This window comes from Moorena sp. SIO3I6, assembly GCF_010672095.1.
Genome location: NZ_JAAHHU010000043.1, coordinates 16,181 through 40,186 on the forward strand (window position 1 = coordinate 16,181; position 24,006 = coordinate 40,186).

General features: G+C 43.6%; 19 protein-coding genes, 1 pseudogene and 1 riboswitch. Of the genes and pseudogenes, 13 read left to right on the forward strand and 7 right to left on the reverse strand.

Annotation, left to right across the window (positions count from 1 at the left end):
* Positions 1-470 precede the first annotated feature (470 nt).
* A complete protein-coding gene (locus F6K49_RS14900) occupies positions 471-926 on the forward strand; it encodes an MASE3 domain-containing protein (protein WP_293097850.1) in 456 nt (151 codons plus the stop codon).
* A gap of 43 nt (positions 927-969) precedes the next feature.
* On the opposite strand, the pseudogene tnpA reads toward F6K49_RS14900, so the two are convergent.
* Positions 970-1,323 (reverse strand): annotated as a pseudogene (gene tnpA / locus F6K49_RS14905) (IS200/IS605 family transposase).
* A gap of 129 nt (positions 1,324-1,452) precedes the next feature.
* Here tnpA and F6K49_RS14910 point away from each other — a divergent pair.
* Together F6K49_RS14910 and F6K49_RS14915 are read left to right on the forward strand one after the other, a co-directional pair.
* Positions 1,453-2,856 (forward strand): transposase, encoded by a 1,404-nt coding sequence (locus F6K49_RS14910; RefSeq protein WP_293039522.1) that lies wholly within the window; start codon positions 1,453-1,455, stop codon positions 2,854-2,856.
* Positions 2,857-3,505: 649 nt separating this feature from the next.
* The gene (locus tag F6K49_RS14915; protein ID WP_293097853.1) at positions 3,506-3,661 is read left to right on the forward strand and encodes a hypothetical protein; all 156 of its coding nucleotides are present in this window, start codon (positions 3,506-3,508) and stop codon (positions 3,659-3,661) included.
* A gap of 255 nt (positions 3,662-3,916) precedes the next feature.
* On the opposite strand, the gene thiC is transcribed toward F6K49_RS14915, so the two are convergent.
* A complete protein-coding gene (gene thiC / locus F6K49_RS14920; RefSeq protein ID WP_293097856.1) occupies positions 3,917-5,290 on the reverse strand; it encodes a phosphomethylpyrimidine synthase in 1,374 nt (457 codons plus the stop codon).
* A 6-nt stretch (positions 5,291-5,296) separates the two neighbouring features.
* A riboswitch (TPP riboswitch) is annotated at positions 5,297-5,393 on the reverse strand.
* 249 nt (positions 5,394-5,642) lie between these two features.
* Complete coding sequence (gene ftsH3, locus F6K49_RS14925; protein ID WP_293020955.1) at positions 5,643-7,484, reverse strand: ATP-dependent zinc metalloprotease FtsH3; 1,842 nt, start codon at positions 7,482-7,484, stop codon at positions 5,643-5,645.
* 244 nt (positions 7,485-7,728) lie between these two features.
* Between ftsH3 and F6K49_RS14930 the strand changes: the two genes are divergently transcribed.
* The 4 genes from F6K49_RS14930 to mtnB all read left to right on the forward strand — a co-directional run bounded on the left by F6K49_RS14930 (position 7,729) and on the right by mtnB (position 10,989).
* Positions 7,729-8,283 (forward strand): cupin domain-containing protein, encoded by a 555-nt coding sequence (locus F6K49_RS14930; RefSeq protein WP_293020967.1) that lies wholly within the window; start codon positions 7,729-7,731, stop codon positions 8,281-8,283.
* 28 nt (positions 8,284-8,311) lie between these two features.
* Positions 8,312-9,406, forward strand: coding sequence for a RuBisCO large subunit C-terminal-like domain-containing protein (locus F6K49_RS14935; protein WP_293066015.1), 1,095 nt, complete (start codon positions 8,312-8,314; stop codon positions 9,404-9,406).
* 250 nt (positions 9,407-9,656) lie between these two features.
* On the forward strand, positions 9,657-10,313 hold the full coding sequence (locus F6K49_RS14940) for an HAD-IB family phosphatase (protein ID WP_075895812.1): 657 nt from the start codon (positions 9,657-9,659) through the stop codon (positions 10,311-10,313).
* The gene (gene mtnB / locus F6K49_RS14945) at positions 10,306-10,989 is read left to right on the forward strand and encodes a methylthioribulose 1-phosphate dehydratase (RefSeq protein ID WP_293097903.1); all 684 of its coding nucleotides are present in this window, start codon (positions 10,306-10,308) and stop codon (positions 10,987-10,989) included. Before F6K49_RS14940 ends, mtnB begins: the two co-directional genes overlap by 8 nt.
* 54 nt (positions 10,990-11,043) lie before the next feature.
* On the opposite strand, the gene F6K49_RS14950 is transcribed toward mtnB, so the two are convergent.
* Complete coding sequence (locus tag F6K49_RS14950) at positions 11,044-12,138, reverse strand: calcium/sodium antiporter (RefSeq protein ID WP_293039531.1); 1,095 nt, start codon at positions 12,136-12,138, stop codon at positions 11,044-11,046.
* A gap of 1,339 nt (positions 12,139-13,477) precedes the next feature.
* On the opposite strand from F6K49_RS14950, the gene rfbF reads away from it, so the two are divergent.
* The 3 genes from rfbF to F6K49_RS14965 all read left to right on the forward strand — a co-directional run bounded on the left by rfbF (position 13,478) and on the right by F6K49_RS14965 (position 16,988).
* On the forward strand, positions 13,478-14,329 hold the full coding sequence (rfbF, locus tag F6K49_RS14955) for a glucose-1-phosphate cytidylyltransferase (RefSeq protein ID WP_293097859.1): 852 nt from the start codon (positions 13,478-13,480) through the stop codon (positions 14,327-14,329).
* Positions 14,253-15,317: an SDR family oxidoreductase gene (locus tag F6K49_RS14960; RefSeq protein ID WP_293097861.1), complete on the forward strand. Its 1,065-nt coding sequence runs from the start codon at positions 14,253-14,255 to the stop codon at positions 15,315-15,317. The genes rfbF and F6K49_RS14960 overlap by 77 nt, the downstream gene beginning before the upstream one ends.
* A 453-nt stretch (positions 15,318-15,770) precedes the next feature.
* Positions 15,771-16,988 (forward strand): class I SAM-dependent methyltransferase, encoded by a 1,218-nt coding sequence (locus tag F6K49_RS14965; RefSeq protein ID WP_293097863.1) that lies wholly within the window; start codon positions 15,771-15,773, stop codon positions 16,986-16,988.
* Between the two features lie 123 nt (positions 16,989-17,111).
* Here the strand turns inward: F6K49_RS14965 and F6K49_RS14970 are convergent, their stop codons facing one another.
* The 3 genes from F6K49_RS14970 to F6K49_RS53380 form a co-directional block, all read right to left on the reverse strand.
* On the reverse strand, positions 17,112-18,617 hold the full coding sequence (locus F6K49_RS14970; RefSeq protein ID WP_075895824.1) for a HEAT repeat domain-containing protein: 1,506 nt from the start codon (positions 18,615-18,617) through the stop codon (positions 17,112-17,114).
* 359 nt (positions 18,618-18,976) lie between these two features.
* Entirely contained in the window at positions 18,977-19,102 is a 126-nt protein-coding gene (locus tag F6K49_RS14975; RefSeq protein ID WP_293097868.1) for a hypothetical protein, read from the reverse strand.
* 106 nt (positions 19,103-19,208) lie between these two features.
* Positions 19,209-19,391 carry a DUF2358 domain-containing protein gene (locus F6K49_RS53380; protein WP_366514186.1) on the reverse strand — a complete coding sequence of 61 codons (183 nt, stop codon included), beginning with the start codon at positions 19,389-19,391 and terminating at the stop codon, positions 19,209-19,211.
* 174 nt (positions 19,392-19,565) lie between these two features.
* On the opposite strand from F6K49_RS53380, the gene F6K49_RS14980 reads away from it, so the two are divergent.
* The 3 genes from F6K49_RS14980 (at position 19,566) to F6K49_RS14990 (ending at position 23,963) form a co-directional block, all read left to right on the forward strand.
* Positions 19,566-20,795: a class I SAM-dependent methyltransferase gene (locus F6K49_RS14980; protein ID WP_293097871.1), complete on the forward strand. Its 1,230-nt coding sequence runs from the start codon at positions 19,566-19,568 to the stop codon at positions 20,793-20,795.
* 668 nt (positions 20,796-21,463) lie between these two features.
* The gene (gene lhgO / locus F6K49_RS14985) at positions 21,464-22,672 is read left to right on the forward strand and encodes an L-2-hydroxyglutarate oxidase (protein WP_293097875.1); all 1,209 of its coding nucleotides are present in this window, start codon (positions 21,464-21,466) and stop codon (positions 22,670-22,672) included.
* A gap of 103 nt (positions 22,673-22,775) precedes the next feature.
* Complete coding sequence (locus F6K49_RS14990; protein ID WP_293097879.1) at positions 22,776-23,963, forward strand: class I SAM-dependent methyltransferase; 1,188 nt, start codon at positions 22,776-22,778, stop codon at positions 23,961-23,963.
* Positions 23,964-24,006 lie beyond the last annotated feature (43 nt).

Genomic DNA, 24,006 nt, shown 5'->3' on the forward strand with positions numbered 1-24,006 from the left:
CTGAGTACCCCTGCCCCCTTACCAATTCAATCAAAGAAATCAAATCATTTGTAGCATTAATAGTGCTAATTCATAGTGCTAATTCATAGTGCTAATTCAGATTATATGCCTCACAGGTTACTTCCCCTTCTTGCAGTATCTTCCCCCACTTCCCGTCTCTTCCCGATCTCCATAAATCATCCCGCTACAATTACAACGCCGTTATTTGGGTCGGACTAGTCGGGAACTCTATATGTAACTGGTATATCTAACTGGCATCACAGAAGTCCATGTTGTTCAATGATTCTAACCCATAATGAACAGCTCTAGGGTATTCCATCACTGAGTCAATAGACTCTGGCACTAGAACTGTACTTGGTATTGCCTATTGGTGGCATGATTTAGGCAAGTCTTACCTAAAGACCTTCCTCATCTTGATCACTCATCAAACCGAAAGCCATATTGGGAATGAAAACTATGGAATAAAAACTATGATAAAAGCCAGGCTTTTCGGCAAAACTAGGTTGCCCAAACCATTTGTTTGGACAGTCATTTTTATCTGCATTTTACCCTATATTCTGCATCAATTAGGGGTTGATTTTAGTACCCATCAGGAACTGTTTGACCTCTCGGCAGCCTCTGAATGGGAACCCCATGAAGTTAATGATGCCATGCACTCGGTCTTTTCCGGAAGTTTTGTACACACACTCCTGGAGTGGAGTGCTGTCTGTACAGCGTTTTTTACTGTTTGCTTAGCCTTCACGAACTACAGCATCACCAAAGACCCAATCGTTCCTATCATCGGCGTATCACTTTTTTTTGCTGGTGTGATAAATGCCTTTCATACTCTGGCTGCTGACCGCTTAATTGATGTTGTCGCCGATAATCGTAATTTAACTAGCTCGGCGGGAATTCCCACGCTTAAGCCACAGCTTAGCGTGGGATGAAAGCCAGGTTGGGTGATGGGGTTCGATGCCCCATCACCCAACATCAGTCAGGTCTGTCCTGACTCTGAACGTATTCTTTGAGTTGTTCAACGGTAACCCCTCCACAACTAGCAATGAAGTAGCCGCCAGTCCAGAACACTTTTTTCGAGTAATACTTATTCACTTGATCGGGAAATTATTTCCGTAGGTATCGACTGGAAACGGTCTTGAGATTATTGATTAGTTTGCTCAGCTGAGTCTGGGGATTGTATTGGATCAATAAATGAACGTGATCCGCTTCACCATTGAACTCGACCAAACTACCTTCCCACTTAGACATCAGTTCTGAAAATATTGATTCTACGCGGGTTAGCATCACCCCTGTGAAGACTTTACGCCGGTATTTTGGGACTAACACGTTGAGGAGCTTTCAAGTTTGAAACGCCTCTAGCACGGTGGATATCATCTTTAGGCATGGGTTGACACTAATTCCTGTGCTGGTGCTATAATAACACTAAGCCCCGCAGTAATGGTCGGATCGGCCGCTATGAAATCAACGCTTCAGTATCGAGCTTACTTAAACACTAAGCAAAAACTTGAGGCTAATTATTGGCTTCGAGTGTGTCGCTATTGGTATAACCGCCAGCTCGGAGATCGTTTCGATTGGTGGGACAACAATAGAACCAAAGTCAACGCTTGTCCGTTAGTTTGCCCGTTACCTGAGCTCAGAGATCAGCCGACTAGATACGGTCAACAGTCACAATTGCCTGGACTCAAAACAGATCTGATCAAGGTGTTTCATAGCGGTGAGCTGTTGGACTTCACCCGATTAGATTCAACCGTTTTGCAGGATGTCTGCAAACGGGCTGACGATGCTTTCAAGCGTTATATATCGGGTGATTCCAATGGCTTGCGTAGCGGTAAGCCACGGTTTAAGAACCAATCCAGCTACCGGACGATGGTGTTCGCAATGGTCAAACCAAGGTGGATTCATCTTGTCCGCAAAAACTGGCTCTATATCAAGCTTCCCAAGCTCGGAATGGTGAAGGTTCGGATGCACCGACCAATGCCGGATGGTGCCGTTGTCAAACGTGTTAGCTTGACTAAAAAAGCCGATGGTTGGTATATCAACCTGACCGTAGCAGATCCTACGGTGCCTAAGTTGACGCCTGATCAGATTGTCCCCACTTGGGATAACTCAATCGGTCTTGACGCAGTGCTAGAGGGCGATGACTACATTGCCACATCTGAAAATACCAAATACAAATCAGCTAAACCGCTGCGTAAGTCTTTACCAAAACTCAAGGCCGTCTCTGCTAAGAAATCATCGAAACGTAAAGGTTCTAAAGCCCGTCGCCAGCTAGCATTGCGTGAATCTCGAATACATCAACGCATTGCTAGGCAGCGCCAGAATCACCGTTACAACCTGGCTCACTTGCTGGTGAAAACCGGCAAGAAAGTGTTTTTCCTAGAGTTGCTAAATATCAAGGGACTGACAAAACGAAATAAACCCAACAAAGCCGCTGATGGGACGTATTTGCCTAACGGCCAATCGGCTAAGTCTGGGCTGAACAAGTCTTGGTTAGACGCGGCGTTTGGTGAATTTATAACCACACTGGACTACATAGCCTCAAAAGCTGGAGCAGTGGTTATCAAACAAAAACCGGCGTATTCATCAATGATTCTGAGTTATCGGAACGAAGTTATATTTACCGATTGCTCAATCAGAAAGTATTACGATCCGGTTGAAAAGGTTTTGGTTGACCGGGATGTGAATGCCGCAATCAACCTCAAACGACTTGGGCTGGGCGTTTTCCCAAGTATAAAACGGCGTAGTGGGAAGCTAGTCGTATCTGGCGATATGGACAATAGTACCACGAAGCAAATCGTGTCTATCCTAAGGGACGGCACGGACACTCGATCGCTTCTCAGTCTTTGGCCTATGGCCTAGCCTTTGGCGAACGGATGAAGAAGCCCACGCTATAGCGCCAGCTTAGCGGTGGGAGTGCGTCACTTCCATTTACCTGGGCACTCTGTCGGCTTTTCAATGCACTAATCCTGATTCTAGGAACTAGCCTTTGCTCAAGGAGAAGCTGGGTAGAAAAAAACCAAACCAGGAGCTTGGGTTTTGTCATTATTGTCAGCTTGGGGTTTGGGTTGATTGCCTATGGTATAATTCCAGGGTAAACGCATCTAAATTTGTATCAAAATTAACAGTTAAAAATTAAACAATAGTATCAAAAATCTAGAATTACCCGGTTGATTCTCAATAAGCGCCACTTATTCTCAATTATAGCAGTCGCCAGGGCAGGCGCGGACATGACAAAAGTCTCAAACCTAAGTAAGCGCAAGAGTTTGACTTCTGACTTCTGACTTCTGACTTCTGACTTCTGCTATATTGGCTGTGTTATCCTTGGTTGATTTGAGAGTACTCTACATTCTGGTTTCGTAGGGAAATCCGACTTTGATTCTTGTTTAAAGTCAGCGGAAAATTTGTTGACTTTGAACAAAAAAAACTGCTTTTAGGATGGGATTTATTCGAATTTAACAAAAAATTGAGTTAATCATTTTTTTTGCTGTTACCATTTATATCAAATAAGATGCGTTTACCCTGGCTTTTCTATTGCTTCTTGCCTATTCCCTATTCCCAATTGCGTATTCCTTATTGCGTATTCCCTATTTCCTATTTGGTATTTCCTATTCCCGATTCCCGATTCCCGATTCCCGATTCCCGATTCCCGATTCCCAGCCTGTAGCCCTCTAATAGGTAAGTGCCGGTAAAAATAATCCCACGTGCTTTTGGCCGTGGGAGTGTAAAAAAAACCGGCTTCTGGTAAGAAACCGGGTTTTTCAAAAGTTTAGCTTATTGTTGATTGAATTGGCGTTGCTTAATCTTTGAATGAATAGGAGTAGAGTGGGCATCCTGCCCGCCCCACAAGATCGCCGAACAGGCAAGATGCCTATTCCACCTAACTCTTAAAATCATTCCATTATTAACCAACGCCATTGAATTAACCTTGATGGGCAGGTTCTTTCGCCAAGAACTTCTCTAGTTCAGTCAAGGCATCAGCATCAACTTTAGTTTGCATGGGACAGAACTTTGGTCCACACATGGAACAAAACTCTGCTGTCTTATAGATATCTGCTGGCAGGGTTTCATCATGGTATTCCCGAGCTCGTTCGGGGTCAAGGGAAAGTTCAAACTGGCGGTTCCAGTCGAAGTTGTAGCGAGCAATGGAGAGTTGATCATCCCGGTCTCGTGCTCCTGGACGATGCCTGGCAATATCCGCCGCATGAGCAGCAATCTTGTAGGCAATCAAGCCATTGCGGACATCTTCAGCATCGGGCAGTCCCAAATGTTCTTTCGGGGTTACATAGCACAGCATTGCGGTACCGTACCAGCCAGCCAAAGCTGCTCCAATGGCAGAGGTGATATGGTCATATCCAGGCGCAATGTCTGTCACTAGTGGTCCTAGGACATAGAAAGGTGCTTCTGAACACTCTTCCATCTGCTTTCTGACATTGAACTCAATTTGATCCATCGGCACATGACCAGGTCCTTCTACCATCACCTGTACATCATGTTCCCAAGCACGACGAGTCAACTGCCCCAATGTTTTCAATTCTGCTAACTGGGCTTGATCAGATGCATCATGGGTGCAGCCAGGACGCAGGGAATCCCCTAAGCTGAAGGAGACATCGTATTTCTTGAAAATCTCGATAATGTCGTCAAAGTGGGTATAGAGGGGATTTTGCTTGTGGTGATGGAGCATCCACTTGGCGAGGATACCACCACCACGAGAAACAATGCCGGTTAGCCGGTTTCTGACCAAAGGCAGATGTTCAATTAAGATGCCAGCGTGGATGGTTTGATAGTCAACTCCCTGCTGAGCGTGCTTCTCAATGATGTGGAGAAAGTCATCGGCAGTAAGGTTTTCCACCTTGCCGTGGACACTCTCTAAGGTTTGGTAAACTGGTACCGTGCCAATGGGTACGGGTGAGGCATTAATGATGGCGGAACGAATCTCATCCAAGTTGCCACCACCTGTAGACAAGTCCATAACGGTATCGGCCCCGTACTTCACGGCCAAGTTAACCTTCTCTAGCTCTTCATCAATATTAGAAGAGTTGGGGGAGGCACCGATATTGGCATTCACCTTACATTTGGAGGCGATACCAATACACATTGGCTCTAGGTTAGTGTGGTTGATATTGGCGGGGATAATCATTCGCCCCCGTGCCACTTCATCTTTGATCAGCTCAACGGGAAGGTTTTCCCGCTGGGCTACGTAGTGCATCTCTTCTGTCAGAAGACCCTGGCGAGCATAGTACATTTGAGTCACATTGCTCTGACCACGGCGCTTGGCAACCCATTCAATACGCATATTTAATTTCCTCGATCACAGCTTCCCTCCGCCGGTATTAACCGGACTCAGGTTCTAAGGGTGTAATCTCAGCCTGGTTGCTCAGGCACCCCTAGCTTTGGTTTGATTATACTATCACAAATAAAATCAGTCGGATTATAGGATCCCCTGACTTATTATTTAAATTAGCTTATGGAATTTTTAACAGAAATAATTATATCGTTATGCTTGTTTAAGATTTAATCTCAAAATAATACAGGACAGTGCTTAGTTACACTGTCCTGTTACGGTATCCTGTTACGGATGATTAATAGCTAGAGGCTATTGTATTCACCATTGTATTTACCTAGGTGATTGCCCAAATCGCCTTGTGTTAAAGAGCGATCGCAGCCATCTTGACATCGTTAGTGCTTAGAATCTCTTGGAGTTCCTCAGCATCTACGGTTTCTTTATCAATCAGCATTTCAGCAAGCTTATCGAGGATGTGCTTATTGCCAAGAATTACATTCTTAGCCCGTTCGTAGGCTTCATCAACTAGCTTGCGAACTTCTTCATCAATGGTTGATGCTGTGGCATCTGAGAAATCCCGGTCTGAGGCAATATCCCGACCTAGGAACATACTGCCATTCTGCCGTCCTAGGGCTACTGGGCCAAGGCGATCGCTCATACCATAGCGCATCACCATCTGCCGTGCCACCCGAGTCACCTGTTGCAAGTCATTGGAAGCACCTGTGGTCACTTCTTCTTCACCGAAGATAATTTCTTCAGCAATCCGACCACCTAAGGCCACTGCCATCTGATTTTGCAGGTAAGAACGGGAAAACATGCCTGAATCCATCCGGTCTTCGCTAGGGGTGAACCAAGTCAAACCACCAGCACGACCCCGAGGAATAATGCTAATTTTCTGCACTGGGTCATAATCGGGCATTAAGGCACCCACAAGGGCGTGACCTGCTTCGTGAAACGCTACTAGGGTTTTGCGTTTCTCGCTCATTACCCGGTCTTTCTTCTCTGGCCCTGCAAGCACCCGGTCAATGGCATCATTCACCTCATCCATAGAGATTTCGGTTAAGTTGCGACGGGCTGCCAAAATTGCTGCTTCATTGAGCAAGTTGGATAAATCTGCTCCGGTGAAACCAGGGGTCCGACGGGCAATCTTCTCGAGATCCACATCTTTGGCCAGGGTTTTCCCACGAGCATGAACGTTGAGAATTTCCAAACGTCCGGAATAATCAGGACGGTCTACTACTACCTGTCGATCAAAACGACCAGGGCGTAGTAGGGCAGCATCAAGAACATCTGGGCGGTTGGTAGCAGCAATAATGATAATACCGGTATTACCTTCAAACCCATCCATTTCAGTCAGCAACTGGTTGAGGGTTTGCTCCCGTTCATCATTACCACCGCCTAAACCGGCACCCCGCTGACGCCCCACAGCATCGATTTCATCAATAAATACAATACATGGAGCATTGTTCTTGGCTTGCTCAAATAGGTCTCGCACCCGAGAAGCACCAACCCCTACGAACATCTCGACGAACTCAGAACCAGAGATGGAGAAAAACGGAACACCTGCTTCCCCAGCTACTGCACGAGCTAAGAGAGTTTTACCGGTTCCTGGAGGTCCGACGAGTAGGACTCCCTTGGGAATTTTAGCCCCAATAGCAGTGAAGCGGTCAGCATTTTTGAGGAAGTCTACTACTTCGTTAAGTTCTAGCTTGGCTTGCTCAATACCTGCCACATCCCCAAAGGTTACCTGAGTTTGGGGTTCCATTTGGACTCTAGCTTTGGACTTGCCAAAGTTCATGGCTTGAGAACCTGGACCATTCTGGGCACGCCGCAGTAATAGAAACAATCCCACCAAAAGCAGAATCGGGAAGAAGAAGCTGCTTAAGGTCTTGAACCAGAAGCCTTCATCACTCTGGGGTAGAACTGAAATATCTACACCGTTATTATTCAGAAGGTTGATTAGTTGTGGGTCATTGGGGAGATTGACCTCTACCTGACGACCATCTTGAGCGATCGCGATCGCTTTACTGCGGTCAGCACTGATTCTAACGGTTTCCACCTTGTCGTTCTCGACTTGGCTAATCAGCTGGTCGTACCGCCACGTATCTCGACTTGGGGACGGTTTGTCCAAAAATGCTGTACCAAGGGCGATCACCACTATGGCTAGGAGTGCATACAGCCCTGCGTTTCTCCACTTTTTATTCACTCGTTGTTACCTCCATAGATTCGAGGATGTGGCAAATATAGAATTTAGCTTCTTATATTAATTTATGTTAACCTTTCTGAGGAAAACTGGGCGGACTTTATTCTAAAACAGCCTTTCTGGAAGCGTTTTATGCCTTGTGATACCTAATAATAGTGTTTGGATGGCTGGTGTGGGTTGACCTAGAGCAATGCTTAATATTATAATTTTTTGCTTTAGAGATCGAACAGCTAACAGGAGGGACATGATGGCGGTTTTACGACTTGAAGATGGTACAACCTATACCGAGCTAAGTGATATTGCCGGAGAATTAGCACCTCTGAAGGTTCAGCTAAATCACTGGTCTGTAGGGGACAACCCAGAAATTCACAGCCTTCTAGAGCAAGACACCCTTAGTGATATTGAAAAGGATACAGTACTTAAAGCTTTAGATAGCTACTTTGAACAACTTAAGGAAACCGCTGGCTATCAATCCCGTGACTTAATCGTACTGTATCCAGACATACCTAATCTTGATGCCCTCCTTTCCAAATTTAAGGATTGTCACTACCATACTGACGATGAAGTGCGCTACATAATTGCTGGAGAAGGGGTTTTTGGGTTTGTACGTCCTGATGGCAGCCAAATGGAGTTGACTGTGCAGCCTGAGGAGTACATTAATGTGCCAGCGAATACTGAACATTGGTTTTATCTGACACCATCACGACGGGTTAAAGCTGTGCGCTACTTTATCACTACTGAAGGCTGGGTTCCGGAATACACGGGTACGGAAATTCGGATGAAGCCGGTAGTAGCTGTTTGAGAATATTCCAGTTCATAACTTATTGAATATGTCCATTGAAGTTGACTACCGCTTTCCTCGCGGTGTTGATGTCGAAAAACAAGCGAAAGTGATTGCTGTTGGGCAAACCGCAGGCACCTGGAATGCTCGTTTTGCCCATCTCGAAAATGTGTTTCGCTCCCATCTTGGTACTGTTGTTCAAGGTGTCATTAACCCTGATGGTTCTGGTTTGGCTACCATCCGTTTTCCCGAAGCTAATGTGGAAAACGATATCCCTACTCTACTAACCATGATTTTTGGCAAATACTCCATGGCAGGACCAGCTAAAGTCATGGCAGTGCGCTTGCCAGAACACTACGGTAGGCATCCCAAATTCGGAATTACCGGGATTCGGGAAAGACTAGGAGTAGTTGACCGTCCCCTGATTATGGCAATTTTTAAGCCAGCCTTGGGACTCTCAGCGGAAGACCATGGGAAGATTTTACAAGAGGTTGCTGGAGCTGGACTTGACATTATTAAAGATGATGAGATTCTGGGGGATTTGGAGATAGCACCAACCCTGAAACGTCTAGAAGTCTGCCGTAAGGTACTTGATGAAATCAAACAGCAAACTGGGCGCACTGTACTCTATGCCATTAATGTAACTGGTTCGGCTGACAAATTGCTTGATAAAGCTCATACGTTGGTAAAGGAAGGGGCAAATGCCCTGCTGCTGAATGTCTTGACCTACGGTTTCTCTGTCCTAGAAGCCCTAGCTGCTGATCCAGAGATTAATGTGCCTATTTTTGCCCATCCCGCCTTAGCAGGAGCCCTGTGTGGAGCCCCAAACCACGGGATGGCTTACTCAGTGGTTTTGGGAACCCTGATGGCTCATGGTGGGGCAGATGCGGTGCTATATCCCGCCCATTATGGTAGTTTACCCTTTGACCCAGAGGAGGAAAAGCGAATTCGAGATAGTTTGCGATCGCGTAATGTATTTCCTGTGCCCTCCGCTGGCATTCATGCTGGGATTGTGCCTAAGGTTGTAGCAGATTACGGACAAGAGGTTATTCTTAATGCTGGAACTGGCATTATGGATCATCCCGATGGTCCTGCTGCTGGCGTTAAAGCATTTTTTGAAGCCATACATTCATCTCGGAGGTAATCGGGTAATCGGGTTATGGGGTAATGACAAGATAGTGTTTATCATAATTATGAGGTACACTCTGGTTTCTTTACCCTACTCCGTAATCTTTACTCCGTAATACTTACTTCCATTAACTCCAAGGACGTAAGTACCTCACATTTTTGATCACTACTATAGTAATGCATATAGTAATACTATTTATCGTGAACATATCGTCAACAGCCACAGTTCTTACTCAGGACTGAGCACTCTTAGACTAAATACCATTGTGAATCGAGTTGTATTCTGCGACTTCGACGGTACCATTACCGCCGTTGAAACCTTTGTGGGCATGCTCAAACACTTTGCTCCCGAGTTGTCCGCCCAAATTATGCCCCAGCTGTACAGTATGAAGCTGACTCTGAGGGAAGGTGTGCGCCAGATGTTAGAGTCAATTCCTTCAGCTAGCTATCCTGACATTATTGCCTACGCTCAATCCAAACCGATTCGGCCTGGTTTAGAGCAATTGTTAGACTTTCTTGATACTCAAAATGTCCCTTTCATTGTCGTTTCCGGTGGTTTGCGCTGCATGGTGGAAACGGTTCTCAGTCAGGGAAGCACGGGGAAAAAATCCTTACTTGAGCGGGTAGCAGCTATTTATGCTGTTGATGTGGAAACTACCGGGGATTTTCTAAAGGTAACCTCTGAGTTTGAAGGAGAGACAGAACTTGTGTCTAAAGTGCGGGTGATGGCACAACACCCGGCTCAAGAGCAGATCGCCATTGGCGATTCGGTAACGGACTTGAATATGAGCCTGAAAGCCCCGGTAGTATTCGCCCGCGATCGCCTCAGCAAATACCTGGAGGAGCGCCAAAAGCCCTACATTCCGTGGGATGATTTTTTTGATGTACAACAAAAGCTATCCCAGCGGTGGAACAATGGTTAATCATGGCTCCTCAATCCGAAATCACCACCAATTACTATCAGCTATTGATCCAAGACCAACCTTAATTACTGCTGCTAGTCACTTCTATCAATTAGGTTGGATGGTGGGGACAGCCGGTAACCTCTCTGCTAAACAGCCCGATGGCAGCTTCTGGATTACTGCGAGTGGATGCCATAAAGGGCAGCTAGGCAGCAAAGACTTTATTCGCATAGCCACTGATGGCACAGTAGTAGAAAAACCATCACCTGAATCTCGTCCTTCAGCTGAAACAAGCATTCATCAAAGTATCTACTCTTTATTCCCAGATGCTAAAGCCTGTTATCATATTCACACCATTGAGTCGAATTTAGTTTCTGGCTTCACTAAAGACGATACCCTGCCTTTGCCGCCGCTAGAAATGCTTAAGGGCTTTGGAGTACGGGAGGAGAACCCTAAAGTCACGGTACCAGTATTTGTCAACCATCTAGATGTTTCTCGCATTAGTAGTGAGATATGCGATCGCTTTCAGGCTGCATCGCCATCAGTCAATATCCTATTAATTCGGAACCACGGTATAACTGTTTGGGCGTCTTCCACCGAACGTGCCCAGATCTACTTGGAGTTAGCCGATTATATTTTTAGATATATGGTAGCTGTTCGACAAATTGAGCTTAGCACTACCTCAATCAAGAATTAACAAATACAATTGCTGAATTGCTCAATCGGAACAATTCAGCAATTCGGCAATTATTCAACCAGACTTGATGCTAGTCCGTATACTGCCCATCACCAAAATGACTAGGGTAACTATCGTTAGAGGTACGACAAATGTCATCATGATAGTACTAAATTGTGATAAAGCTTGGTGTTGTGTGGCGTTTAGGAACAAATACAAGGTATAGGCACCGTAATAGCTTAAAAAGAGAAATCCCTCCCACCGGGAAATTTGATAGCCAGTAAAGAAAATTGGCAGACAAGCCACCGCTACTGCAATCATTACTGGAATGTCGAAGTTTAGGGCAGGAGTTGACACCTGTATACCATCAGGCACAATCAAGCTACACATCCCCAGCACCAACAGGATATTAAAAATATTGCTGCCAATAGCGTTACCTACGGCAAGATCTCGCTCACCACGGACACTGGCAATAATGGAGGTGGCAATTTCTGGAAGAGAGGTGCCAACAGCGATAATGGTTAAGCCAATAATTAACTCGCTCCAGCCAAACATCTTGGCCATAGCAATAGCCCCATTAATCAGCCAGCGGGAACCTAGTACTAACATTCCTAAGCCGAAAAAAATCAGCCCTAACTGAGTAACTATCTTTTTAAGGCTAGTACGAGACTGGCGAGATTTGGTTTGAGGGGTATCGTGGTCTCGGATTTCCTGATTTTCCTTGCGACTCTGAATAATGGTGAATAAACTATATGCGATCGCGCCAGCCAACAGGATGCTGCCATCGACTCTACCCAGTTGGCCATCCAAGCTCATAAACAAGAGTAGGAATGATATGCCAATCATCAAAGGTACATCTAATCGCACCAACTGCCGGGATACAACCAAAGGTAACATAGTTGCCGATATTCCCAAGATTAGCAAAATATTGGCAATGTTGCTGCCAACAATGTTACCAAGGGCAATATCCGCTTGTCCGTCATAACTCGACTGCAATGCTACGGCTAATTCTGGGGCACTGGTGCAGTAAGCGACTATAGTCAGCCCAATCACTAAGGGGGAGACACCTGCTACCAACGCCAACTGTGATGCGCCCTTCACCAAGATTTCCGCCCCAACAACTAAAAGTACAAAGCCAGCAATAAATAAAATGAGAGTGATTATGTTCATTGGCTGTGTGTGAGTAAGTCATTGAGGACGAGTTTACTTCATCAAGCATGAAAGTTGCTATAACCTCGACTTAGCCCTTATAATTATTACCTAGGGTTTATTGAAACGGCAAACAACTCAACAATAACACAGATAAAGCGAATTTTTTCCTGTGTTTATCCAGGTTTAGTTTTAGTTCTTAACCTAATAATTTATTTGCTAACTGTTTCATATTATTTTTATCAACAAACTCTCTAAAAACAGTTGCTTTAAAGACAGATAGATAAAAGGCGGCATGGTACTGTAGTAGCGGTTCGAGAGTCTACTTGGCTCTTGAACTAGCCCATACAACCATTCTAAGCCGATTCCCTGGGCTGCTAAGGATGACCAAAACCTTTGGCTTTCTCCTGAAGCTTGCTCATAGTCTTGTCAGTGCCTTCACCCTGCCAAGTCAGAAATGCCCAAACACACGCTTCTGATTCTTCCACTCAATTGAATCACTAACCAAATAGGTTCCTGTTGGAACAGGGTGTAATGTTTCGTGAGATTATCCTGAACTGCTAGGCGAATGGCAACTGTGTCATCGGTAATACCATCACCTTTGGCACCCTAATCCCACACATTGACCATGTTCGCATCCAAAGGATAGAGGGGATTCGCTGCTACTGAAGAACTGACCAAGGTGGAAAAGCTAGCAGGTAAGCCCGATCACCAATAGTAGGCTGCACAGGCTTAGGGAGAAGAGCGTGAGCTTGGCTAGGTAGGCTTAGGGAGAAGAGCATGAGCTTGGCTAGGTGCAGAGGAATGCCTACTAGATTTTTAAGTCTTTGGGATTGATATTTATGCGTTAGATGTATAAAAAGTAACATATTGTGAATCAGTCTTGCCAAACCTTTACTGATCATCCAGTGGTAGCAGTTCTTAGTTAATCGTGTTTTTAGCATTGTTCGACTACCACTTTATGTCAAAAAAATCACAATATTTAATATTTAATTAATTAATTTTTGTGAAATTTAATTCAAGCCAATCTGGCAACAGATCTAAGTACAACTTGGGTTTAATTGAAAATACTGAATGATATCAAGTCCGGTTAATTACTTTCCAAATAATCCCTGAATTTTTGGTAATGAGTAATGGGTGATGGTTCATCATCAACTAGCAATTCCTAATTACTAACTACCAACTAAAAATTACTAATTACCAATTACCAATTACCCTCAGGAATTATGAGCATTATTTAACCGAATTTTATAGGATACATCGATAGGTTTATTGATGACTGAATTCATAAATATATGATTGAGTTTAAGTAAAACCTGTTAGTAATTTTGTTGTTAGTGATTTTGGTCTCAACAGTCATATGAAAGTAGCAATTCTTGCCGGGGGGCTCGGTACTCGTCTAGCGGAAGAAACTGACACAAAACCAAAGCCAATGGTAGCAATCGGAGGGCGACCAATCCTCTGGCATATCATGATGCATTATTATCATTATGGCTTCCAAGATTTTGTGATTGCCCTAGGTTATAAGGCAGAAGTTATTAAAAAATACATGGTGGACTATAGTTCACTTAATAGTAACTTAACAGTCAACCTTAACAATGGCAAAGTCATCCAGCACGGTCCTGCAGCACCGGATTGGACAGTTGATTTAATTGATACTGGTATTTACACCAATACAGGCGGTCGGATTAAACGGCTCGCTCCCTACGTAGGCAATCAGACATTTATGCTCACTTGGGGAGATGGAGTTTCTGATGTTAATTTAAATGCCCTCCTGGAATTCCATCGCTCTCATGGCAAATTAGCTACCTTAACTGCAGTACGTCCACCTGCACGTTTTGGTTACTTAGACCTAGATGGAAACCAGATTACGGAATTCTCTGAAAAGCCTCAAACCAGAGAAGGCTGGATCAACGGTGCTTTCTTTGTTTTAGAACCCGGAGTTTTTGACTATATCGATGGCGATGACACCCAGTGGGAAAAAGCACCACTGGAGCGACTTGCCAAAGATGGGCAACTGATGGCCTATCACCACACTTCATTCTGGCAATGCATGGATACCTTGCGCGACAAGCGCAGGTTAGAAAGTCTGTGGAACAGTGGCAATGCACCTTGGAAAATTTGGGAGGAAAATAATGCGAGTATTAGTAACTGGTCACAAGGGCTACATCGGCACAGTCATGGTGCCAATGCTATTAGCTCAAGGGTATGATGTATTTGGTCTTGATAGCGACTTATTTGAAAAGAGTACTTTTGGTGAAGGAATTCGAAAAATTCCAGAGCTAAAAAAGGATATCCGTGACGTTACGGCAACAGAACTAGAAGGATTTGATGCTCTAATCCACTTAGCAGGGCTTTCCAACGATCCTCTGGGGAATCTAAATCCTGACTTAACGTATCAGATTAATCATGCTGCTTCAGTTCATTTGGCTAAGTTAGCCAAAGCCGCAGGCATTGAGCGCTTCGTCTTCTCATCGTCCTGTAGTAACTATGGTGCTGGTGGTGATGACTGGTTGACTGAAGAATCATCCTTCAACCCTGTCACTCCTTACGGCATTTCTAAAGTTCGTGTCGAGCAAGATGTTACTCAGTTAGCGGACGATAACTTTAGTCCTACGTTTCTGCGGAATGCTACGGCTTACGGTGTTTCGCCGCGTTTGCGCTTTGATTTAGTACTCAATAACTTGGTGGCTTGGGCATTTACCACGGGTCAAGTGTATATCAAGAGCGATGGCACCCCTTGGCGTCCCATTGTCCATATTGAAGATATTTCTCAAGCTTTTATTGCAGTGTTGGAAGCACCTCGTGAGCTGGTACACAATCAAGGGTTTAATGTGGGACGGAATGAGGACAACTATCGCATTCGAGAGTTAGCCGAAATTGTCAAAGAAACAGTTCCAGGCTGCGAAATTGAATACGCTAAAAATGCTGGACCCGATAAGCGCTGTTATCGCGTTGATTGTAGTAGGATCATTCAGACATTATCCGAATTCAAACCCCAATGGAATGCCCGTCGGGGAGCTCAAGAACTCTACCAAGCTTATCAAACCGTAGGCTTAACCTTGGAAGAGTTTGAGGGACCGAGGTATCAGCGTATTGCTCACATCAAACAATTACTTAGCACTAGCAGATTAGATCAAACCCTGCGTTGGCGTACCCAGCTACCTACATCTCCTAAAATACAACCTATTACTGTTTAGGAGCTGTTGGGTCATTGGTAATCGCTAATCGGTAATCCTACTCTAATTACCAATTACCAATTACCAAAAGGGCGTCAATTTTTTTTTTACTCTGATTCCATTAAAACCATCTTTACTATTGTCTTTTGTATTTTGCATTTTACTTTTTTACTTAAAAGGTAAAACTATGTCGTTAACTTTTTATGCTCACGGGGTGACAACAAAGCTCAAACCTATATAGGTGTTATGTTTTAGGTTTTAGGTATTGGGTAAAATGAGCGTATCGGTGTCATTTGTATTTCCCAGCAATTGAAGCAATTTTCACGCATACTTCGTCAATGATAGTTTTAATCAATCCATCCCGCCAGGGCAATTTTACCTAACACCTAACCCCATTAACCTAACCCCTGTAATATTTTAAAGAGCGCTTGTCACCCCCTGAGCTTTTTATGATAATTTATATAACTAGTTAAAATGCCTATTTGCCGTGCTAACAGCACTGATGACTTAGAGTTAATTATTTCCTTCGGTTACACCCCATTAGCTGATGGATTACTTACTAAAGACCAGTTAGATAAACCTGAATATACTGCTCCATTGGATCTGGCGTTTTATCCTAGCAGTGGTTTAGTCCAAATCACCGAAAGTGTCCCCCCGGAAATCCTATTTTGTCGAGACTACCCCTATTTTTCTTCTGTATCAAAATCGTTACTAAAACACTTTGGAGATAGTGCTAACGCCATCATTGATTCAAGACAACTCAATAGCAACAGTCTAGTGATTGAAGCAGCTAGTAATGATGGCTATATGCTCAAAAACTTTGTTGAAAAAGGAATTCCGGTGCTGGGAATTGACCCAGCCTCTGGACCTGCGGAAGCTGCCCAAAAAGCAGGTATTCCTACTCTTTGTACATTCTTTACCAAAGATTTGGCAATAGAGCTACACTCTGAAGGACGGAAAGCTGATGTTTTTCTTGCTAACAATGTCTTGGCTCATGTGCCAGATCTGAATGGCTTTGTAGCAGGAATTGGGGTTCTGCTGAAAGAGACTGGTGTAGCAGTGATTGAAGTCCCCTATGTGGTTGACTTGGTAGATCACTGTGAATTTGACACTATCTACCATCAACACTTATGCTATTTTTCAGTAACTGCTTTGGATCGGTTGTTTAGGAAACATGGTTTATTCCTAAATGACATCCAACGTACTCCAATCCATGGGGGTTCGTTACGCCTATTTGTGGAGCCTAAGGAACAGGTCAAGGAATCCGTAAAATCTCTATTAGCAGAAGAAGTAGCGCGGGGAGTTGACCGCATTGATTACTATCGTGATTTTGCTAACCGTGTTCAGGAAATTAAGCTTTCTTTACTGGATATCCTCTGGGATTTGAAGAAACCGGGTAAAAAGGTTGCAGCCTATGGAGCAGCAGCTAAAGCAACTACTCTGCTCAGTTATTTTGGGATTAATAAAACCCTGGTGGATTATGTAGTGGATTTAAATCCATTCAAACATGGTCGCTACATGGGCATTAATCATTTACCGATTTTCCCACCATCAAAACTGTTAGAGGATAAACCAGATTATGTGTTGCTGCTAGCTTGGAATTTTGCTGATGAAATTTTGCAGCAACAAGAAGCATATCGACAACAAGGAGGTAAATTTATTATTCCGATTCCACAACCAAAGATTGTTTAGAGTTGACGGTTGACGATCAAGTAAGGGAGTAGGGAGTAGGGAGTAGGGAGTAGGGAGCCATCACTATTCCATAAAATCCCAAATTGGTATACCTCACCTATTTGATAAATGCTATAATTTAAGTCAACTTTGGTAGTTTGGGAGGGTACGGATACTTGCCAATTTTTCTTTAGCGAACTTCTGCACTTTCTGATCTGAGTCATGCTTTGCTCTATCTCGCAATAGTAGTAGAGTTTGGGGATGGTTTGGATAGTCATCAATGATTGCTGTCAGGGCAATTTGCCGAGGGTTTTCTTCCCGGCGCTGCTTGCGATAAAAGGGATCATTGACAGCGCGAACGCACAAAAATTCAAACATCCCAGGTTGATTTTTCCAACCACAGATTAATTCTGTCATAACTGCTGCTCGCACACGGCAATGCGGATCTGATTCAGCTCGTTGTTGGAGAAAATGTAAAGTGTCTGGGTGATCTTTCCAACCACGGACTAATTCTCCCAGCACTGCTATTCGCACATCCAAATTCCGATCTGATTTAGCCCGTTGTTTGAGAAAAAGTAGGATATCCGGTTCATCTTCATCTTTCCAGCCACGGGCTAATACTTGCACTGCTATTTGCCGCACATATCCATTCCGATCCGATTGAGCCAATTGTTTGAGAAAGGGTAACGTATCCGGGTGATTTTTACAACTACGAGGTAATGCTTCGGCTGCTGTTTGTCGCACAGCCAAATCCTGATCCGATTGAGCCAATTGTTTGAGAATAGGTAACGTATCATGATGATCTTGCCAACTAGAAGCTAATGCTTCGGCTACTGCTTGTCGAACAGCGGCATCCTGATCCGATTCAGCCAATTGTTTGAGGATGGGTAAGGTATCTGGATCATCTTTCCAACCACGAGCTAATGCTTCAGCTACTGCTTGTCGAACAGCGGCATCCTGATCCGATTCAGCCAATTGTTTGAGGATGGGTAAGGTATCTGGATCATCTTTCCAACCACGGACTAATTCTGCTACTGCTGCTTGTCGCACACGCCAAGACTGATCTGATTGAGCCAGTTGTTTGAGAATAGCTAAGGTATCGTGGTGATTTTTCCAACCATGGACTAATTTTGCCATTGCTACTCGTCGCACATCGGAATTGTGGTCAAATTGAGCCAGTTGTTTGAGAATGGGTAAGGTATCCGGATGATCTTGCCAACCATCGACTAATCCTGAAACTGCTGCTATTCGCACATCGGCATCCTGATCGGATTGAGCTCGTTGTTTAAGAATAAGTAAGATATCACGTTCACCCTTCCAACCACGAGCTAATTCTTGCACTGCTACCTGTCGCACATACCCATTCTGAACCGATTGAGCCAATTGTTTGAGTAAAGGTAAGGTAACCGGATGATCTTTCCAACCATGGGCTAATGCTTCGGCTGCTGCTTGTCGTACATCCCAATACTGATCCGATTGAGCTAATTGTTTGAGGATGAGTGGGGTATCTGGGTTATCCTGCCCACCACAGACTAATTCTGCCACTGTTACTGCTGGCAGATACCCATCCCGATCCGATTGAACCAGTTGTTTGTTGTGAAGGTTAAAATCTGGAATAATATCCTGATTTTTTCTAGGATTTTTATCCATTTTATCGAAAATTTTAAATTAATAAACGGCATTAAAATCTGGAAATTTATGGTAAAGTCTGAATCTAGTTTTACCCCATTAACCTAGTATAACAAAACCTATGATTTCCAAGCCTATTTGCCTAATAACAACCAAATATACTTAAATCTCAAAGTCGCATAAGGTTCCACTATCCGGCAATTACTCAATTCATTCAGCTCATGCCAATTCTATGTACAAGTACCTTTAATCATTATTGAAAAATTAGTAGGTATGGTGATAATGTTGCATCATTCGCAGTAGGGGAATCGTTAACTTCAATGCCAAATAAATTCATCAATCAGCTATGGTAAACCACAGGGGAAAAACTGCTGAAAAATCTAGCTTGGTTTGCGATTCCAGGTATCCAGGTGATTGGTGATAAAACCATCTTTGGTCAGGAGGTAGCTAGAAGAGCCATTGAAAAACACATGACCTTTCCAAGGTACCCGGAATGTGTCACCCACGAACTGTCCAATGGGTGCATCTCACTTTTGCTATTTGACGCGGTGGTGCGTTACGGGACGGACTGTCCCAAAACTTGCTATGGCTTGCGTCTTGGCGAGCCCGTCCCTAACGCACCCACTTTTTTACAAATATGAGATGCACCCCTGTCCAATTTGCCGTGATCACCTTTTCATCGGTTTGAGAGATATCATGCAGAACGAAATAAATTGTGCTAAAAAATAGCCGAGCGTTAAATCTCAGTATATAAACTATAATTCGATAGTTTAATTTTACTTTAAATCGACTAATTTGGTCTTGAAATTAACTATTTTTTGTATAAAAATTATAGGCAATATCTTGCTAAGACAGGGTTGGTATATCGTGCTTAATGGTCTGAATTACCCGCTCAATCTGGGATTGATATTGATTGGCACTCAAATCCTATGAAGTCATCACATTTAAATTCTAAAATAGTCACTCAAAATGATACAACAAGCATTGTACAAAAATTTTGCTCACACACAACCGATTTCATTATCAGAACATATTTGTCCCAACTGTGGAAACCAAGGATTGTCCCTATTTTATGAAGTACATAACGTACCAGTTCACAGTTGCTTAATGATGTCAACCCAGGAAGCAGCTCTAGACTTCCCTTGCGGTGATGTGGTTTTGGGGTTTTGTGAAGATTGCGGCTTCATCACTAATGTTTCCTTTGATCCCAGGTGGTCAGCTTACGCTCCCAATTATGAAGACCAACAGAGTTTTTCCCCAACCTTCAATCAGTTTGCCCTTGATCTAGCCAATCATCTGATCGACAAATACGACCTTCATAACAAAGACATTATAGAGATTGGTTGTAGCAAAGGAGATTTCCTCTTGCTGCTGTGCGAATTAGGTAACAATCGCGGTGTTGGTATTGACCCGTCTGCTGTAATAGGACGAGTCCAGAGTGAAGCCGCTGACCGGGTCACCTTTATTCAAGACTATTACTCAGAGCGCTATGCTGAGTATGTAGGTGATTTTATATGTTGTCGCCATACCCTAGAGCATATTTATCCTACTGCTGAGTTTATTAGTACCGTGCGCCGCTCCATTGGCGATCGCCTCAATACCGTTGTGGTGTTTGAGATACCAGATACCATACGAGTACTGAAAGACTTAGCCTTTGAAGACATTTACTACGAACACTGCTCCTATTTCACCCCTGGATCCCTAGCGCGATTATTCCGCAACTGTGGTTTTGAAGTGACTGACCTGTATCGAGCTTATGGTGAACAATATCTGTTAATTGAAACCCGACCTGTCACCATCCCATCTGACAAAGTACATCCTCTGGAAGAGAGTCTTGAGGAAGTGACCCAGCATGTTAAACACTTCACCAACGAGATTAGCAAGAAGCTGGAGAATTGGAGGCAGCACTTAGAGCAGATGCATGCTCAAGGCAAGCGTGTTGTAGTTTGGGGTTCGGGTTCCAAGTGTGTGGCTTTTCTAACCACTCTTGATACCACAGACAAAATTGAATACGTGGTGGACATTAATCCTCATCGTCATGGAAAATTTATCCCTGGTGTTGGTAAAAAAATTATGGCACCAGAGTTTTTAAAGGAATACAGACCTGATCAGGTGATTGTCATGAATTCGATATATTGTCATGAAATTCAGCAAATGTTGGATAAGATGGGAGTAACTACAGAGGTAATATCTCTATAAATATCAGTCATGAGTTATGAGTTATGAGTCATGAGTCAAAAATTAAAGACTTATGACTCATAAATTGTTTACTGGAGTTGTTTAGGTGTACTTGGGAACTATGTTTTTTCTGCACACACTTGGAAAAAATTTTTCCATCAGAAAGCACCAAGGAAAGTTGATCAAAAATAACGTAAGGCTTGGATGCTTGCGGGAAAAAGAGTCTTTGTCATTTTTTATTTTTTTGTCGTCATTTTAGGCCAAAATGGCAAATACTCCAATAGGTTTTCTGGTACAAAAAAGTATGGGAAGTGAGTAGGCTTACCCAAACTTTTTGAGTATTAATTAATTGTTTATAGCGGTTTTTACTCCAATGAGGTAGACCATAAGTTTCAATTAACAACCTTTTCAGATTCAAGGTGTACCTCACCATAAAAAAAAATACTATATTTTCCCTTATTATACCTTTCTAAGGGATACGGTTAACTTTTGATATTCAACATTCAACATTCAACATTCAACATTCAACATTCAACATTCAACATTCAACATTCAACATTCAACATTCAACATTCAAGACTCAACATTCAACATTCAACATTCAAGACTCAACATTCAACATTCAACTTTCAACATTCAACATTGAACATTTAAAGTTAACCTTAATAGTGTAAGTAATAAGAATAACCATGTACGACTTGGCGATTATTGGAGGAGGAATCATTGGCTTATCCACAGCCATGGCATTGGGTCAACGTTATCCAGATGCCAAAATTATGGTACTGGAAAAAGAGAGCAGTTGGGCGGCTCACCAAACTGGCAATAACAGTGGTGTGATTCATTCTGGAATCTACTACAAACCAGGGAGTTTCAAGGCTAAGTTTTGTTACGAAGGAAACCGCTCGATGGTGGCATTCTGCCAAAAGCATGGCATTGATTATGACGTCTGCGGCAAAGTGATTGTAGCAACTGAACCAGAAGAACTACCATTACTGGATACTCTTTACCAAAGGGGTTTGGAAAATGGTATAGAGATTGCCAAGATTACTGGTGAAGAGGTTAAGGAAATTGAACCCCATGTCCGTTGTTTAGCTGGAATTCGAGTTTATTCGACTGGGATTGTAAACTACAAGCAGGTCTGTGAAAAATACGTTGAACTGGTTCGTGTCCAGGGAGGGGATTTACGTCTCAATAGTAAGGTTGAAAAGATCCTGGAAACTGGGGATGGTCTAGTGCTGGAAACCAACAATGGTAACTATCCCACTCGCTTTGTGATCAACTGTGCTGGACTACATAGCGATCGCATTGCTAAGTTGGGTGATGCTGAGCCTCCAGCTAAAATCGTTCCTTTCCGGGGTGAGTACTATGAACTCAAGCCAGAGAAACGCTATCTAGTCAAGGACCTAATTTATCCAGTTCCTAATCCAAATTTTCCGTTCCTTGGGGTTCATTTCACCCGCATGATTGATGGCAGTGTCCATGCTGGACCGAATGCTGTACTTAGTTTCAAGCGCGAAGGTTATCGAAAGACTGATTTTGACCTGCAAGATTTTGTGGAGGTCATGAGCTATCCCGGTTTCTGGAAACTAGCTGTCAAACATGGAGACGCAGGGATTCAGGAAATCATCCGCTCCTTCAGTAAAGCTGCGTTTGTTAAGAGTTTGCAACGGTTGATTCCTGAAATCCAAGCAGATGACTTAGTGCCCACCCATGCTGGGGTCAGAGCTCAAGCCTTAAAAAATGATGGCAAGCTGGTGGATGATTTTTTAATTGTCAATAGTCCTAAAGCAATGCATGTTTGTAACGCTCCCTCTCCTGGTGCTACGGCTTCTTTGGAGATTGGTAATGCGATCGCTAGTGAAATCCCGACACTGAAAACTCTCGAAAGGGTGATCTGACCCAAGTTTCCTTAAAAGCTATCAGCCGTCAGCTATCAGCCGTCAGCTGATAGCTGATTATTTGTACTTTCCCTGTATTAGTCTCATGGAGTGAAAACTTGAAATGAACACGTTATCTAACCACAACTGTCCTGTATGTGCCTCTGCCGATTTAGAGGTGTTTTTTGAGATGTTGGCGGTGCCAGTGTACTGTAATCTCCTGTGGCGATCGCGTCAAACTGCTCAAAACTGTCCTAAGGGAGATATCAAACTAGGGTTCTGTCCTAGCTGTGGTTTTATTAGCAACCTAGCGTTTGACCCTACTAAATTAGGTTATTCCCAGGACTATGAAAACTCCTTACATTACTCTGCCCGATTTCAGGACTATGCCCAATCCCTTGCCGCTGGATTAGTGAAGCGCCACCATCTCTACAATAAAGACATTATTGAAATTGGTTGTGGCAAAGGGGATTTTCTGATAAGTCTGTGTGAACTAGGTAATAACCGAGGAGTAGGTTTTGACCCCAGCTATGTTCCTAGGTCAGAGCATCAACAACTCCAGACTCAAGTCAAGTTTGTTCAAGATTTCTATTCACAGCTTTACCAAGAGTATCAAGCCGATCTAATTTGTTGTCGGCACACCCTAGAGCACATTTCCAATCCCGCAGATTTGCTCAAGCCACTACGACAGGCGATCGGTTCTCGCCTTAATACCATTGTTTTGTTTGAAGTCCCCAACGCCTTAGATACCTTTCGCCATTTAGCAGTGTGGGACATTATCTATGAACACTGCTGCTATTTCGCCCCCACTTCTCTAGGGCAAGCTTTTGTCAATGCTGGGTTTCAAGTTAGTGAAATCAAGGAGGCGTTTGGTGGTCAGTTCCTGTGCCTGGAAGCAAAGCCAGTGCATGGGGAAATCCCGAACAGCTATGGAAAACCGGATGAAATCGAGGTATTGACTCGCGATATTGCCAGCTTTACCGCTAGGTTTCAGGAGAAGTTAGAAAGCTGGCAGCACAAACTGACAACCATCGCTCAAACTGGAAAAAAAGCCGTAGCATGGGGTGCTGGCTCAAAAGGGGTTACTTTTTTGAATCTGCTCAAGTGCCAAGATGTGATTGATTACATCGTAGATCTCAATCCCCGCAAACAGGGGAAGTACGTTGCTGGAACAGGACAGGAAATTGTTCCACCAGAATTTCTCCAGGATTACCAACCTGATCTGGTTATTGTGATGAACCCTATCTATGAAGAAGAGATTCGACAGTTATGCAACAATCTAGGTTTAACTCCTGAGCTAATTTGTGTTTGACTGTCTTTTACCCTTGGCTTTGGTGATATCAAGTCCAGTTGAA

What these genes read in the sequence shown, in the direction of transcription:
- F6K49_RS14900 (WP_293097850.1), top strand. Translation starts at nt 471, where the DNA reads ATGATAAAAGCCAGGCTTTTCGGCAAAACTAGGTTGCCCAAACCATTT.
- F6K49_RS14910 (WP_293039522.1), top strand. Translation starts at nt 1,453, where the DNA reads ATGAAATCAACGCTTCAGTATCGAGCTTACTTAAACACTAAGCAAAAA.
- F6K49_RS14915 (WP_293097853.1), top strand. Translation starts at nt 3,506, where the DNA reads ATGCGTTTACCCTGGCTTTTCTATTGCTTCTTGCCTATTCCCTATTCC.
- thiC (WP_293097856.1), bottom strand. Translation starts at nt 5,290, where the DNA reads ATGCGTATTGAATGGGTTGCCAAGCGCCGTGGTCAGAGCAATGTGACT.
- F6K49_RS14930 (WP_293020967.1), top strand. Translation starts at nt 7,729, where the DNA reads ATGGCGGTTTTACGACTTGAAGATGGTACAACCTATACCGAGCTAAGT.
- F6K49_RS14935 (WP_293066015.1), top strand. Translation starts at nt 8,312, where the DNA reads ATGTCCATTGAAGTTGACTACCGCTTTCCTCGCGGTGTTGATGTCGAA.
- mtnB (WP_293097903.1), top strand. Translation starts at nt 10,306, where the DNA reads ATGGTTAATCATGGCTCCTCAATCCGAAATCACCACCAATTACTATCA.
- F6K49_RS14950 (WP_293039531.1), bottom strand. Translation starts at nt 12,138, where the DNA reads ATGAACATAATCACTCTCATTTTATTTATTGCTGGCTTTGTACTTTTA.
- rfbF (WP_293097859.1), top strand. Translation starts at nt 13,478, where the DNA reads ATGAAAGTAGCAATTCTTGCCGGGGGGCTCGGTACTCGTCTAGCGGAA.
- F6K49_RS14960 (WP_293097861.1), top strand. Translation starts at nt 14,253, where the DNA reads ATGCGAGTATTAGTAACTGGTCACAAGGGCTACATCGGCACAGTCATG.
- F6K49_RS14965 (WP_293097863.1), top strand. Translation starts at nt 15,771, where the DNA reads ATGCCTATTTGCCGTGCTAACAGCACTGATGACTTAGAGTTAATTATT.
- F6K49_RS14970 (WP_075895824.1), bottom strand. Translation starts at nt 18,617, where the DNA reads ATGGATAAAAATCCTAGAAAAAATCAGGATATTATTCCAGATTTTAAC.
- F6K49_RS14980 (WP_293097871.1), top strand. Translation starts at nt 19,566, where the DNA reads ATGATACAACAAGCATTGTACAAAAATTTTGCTCACACACAACCGATT.
- lhgO (WP_293097875.1), top strand. Translation starts at nt 21,464, where the DNA reads ATGTACGACTTGGCGATTATTGGAGGAGGAATCATTGGCTTATCCACA.
- F6K49_RS14990 (WP_293097879.1), top strand. Translation starts at nt 22,776, where the DNA reads ATGAACACGTTATCTAACCACAACTGTCCTGTATGTGCCTCTGCCGAT.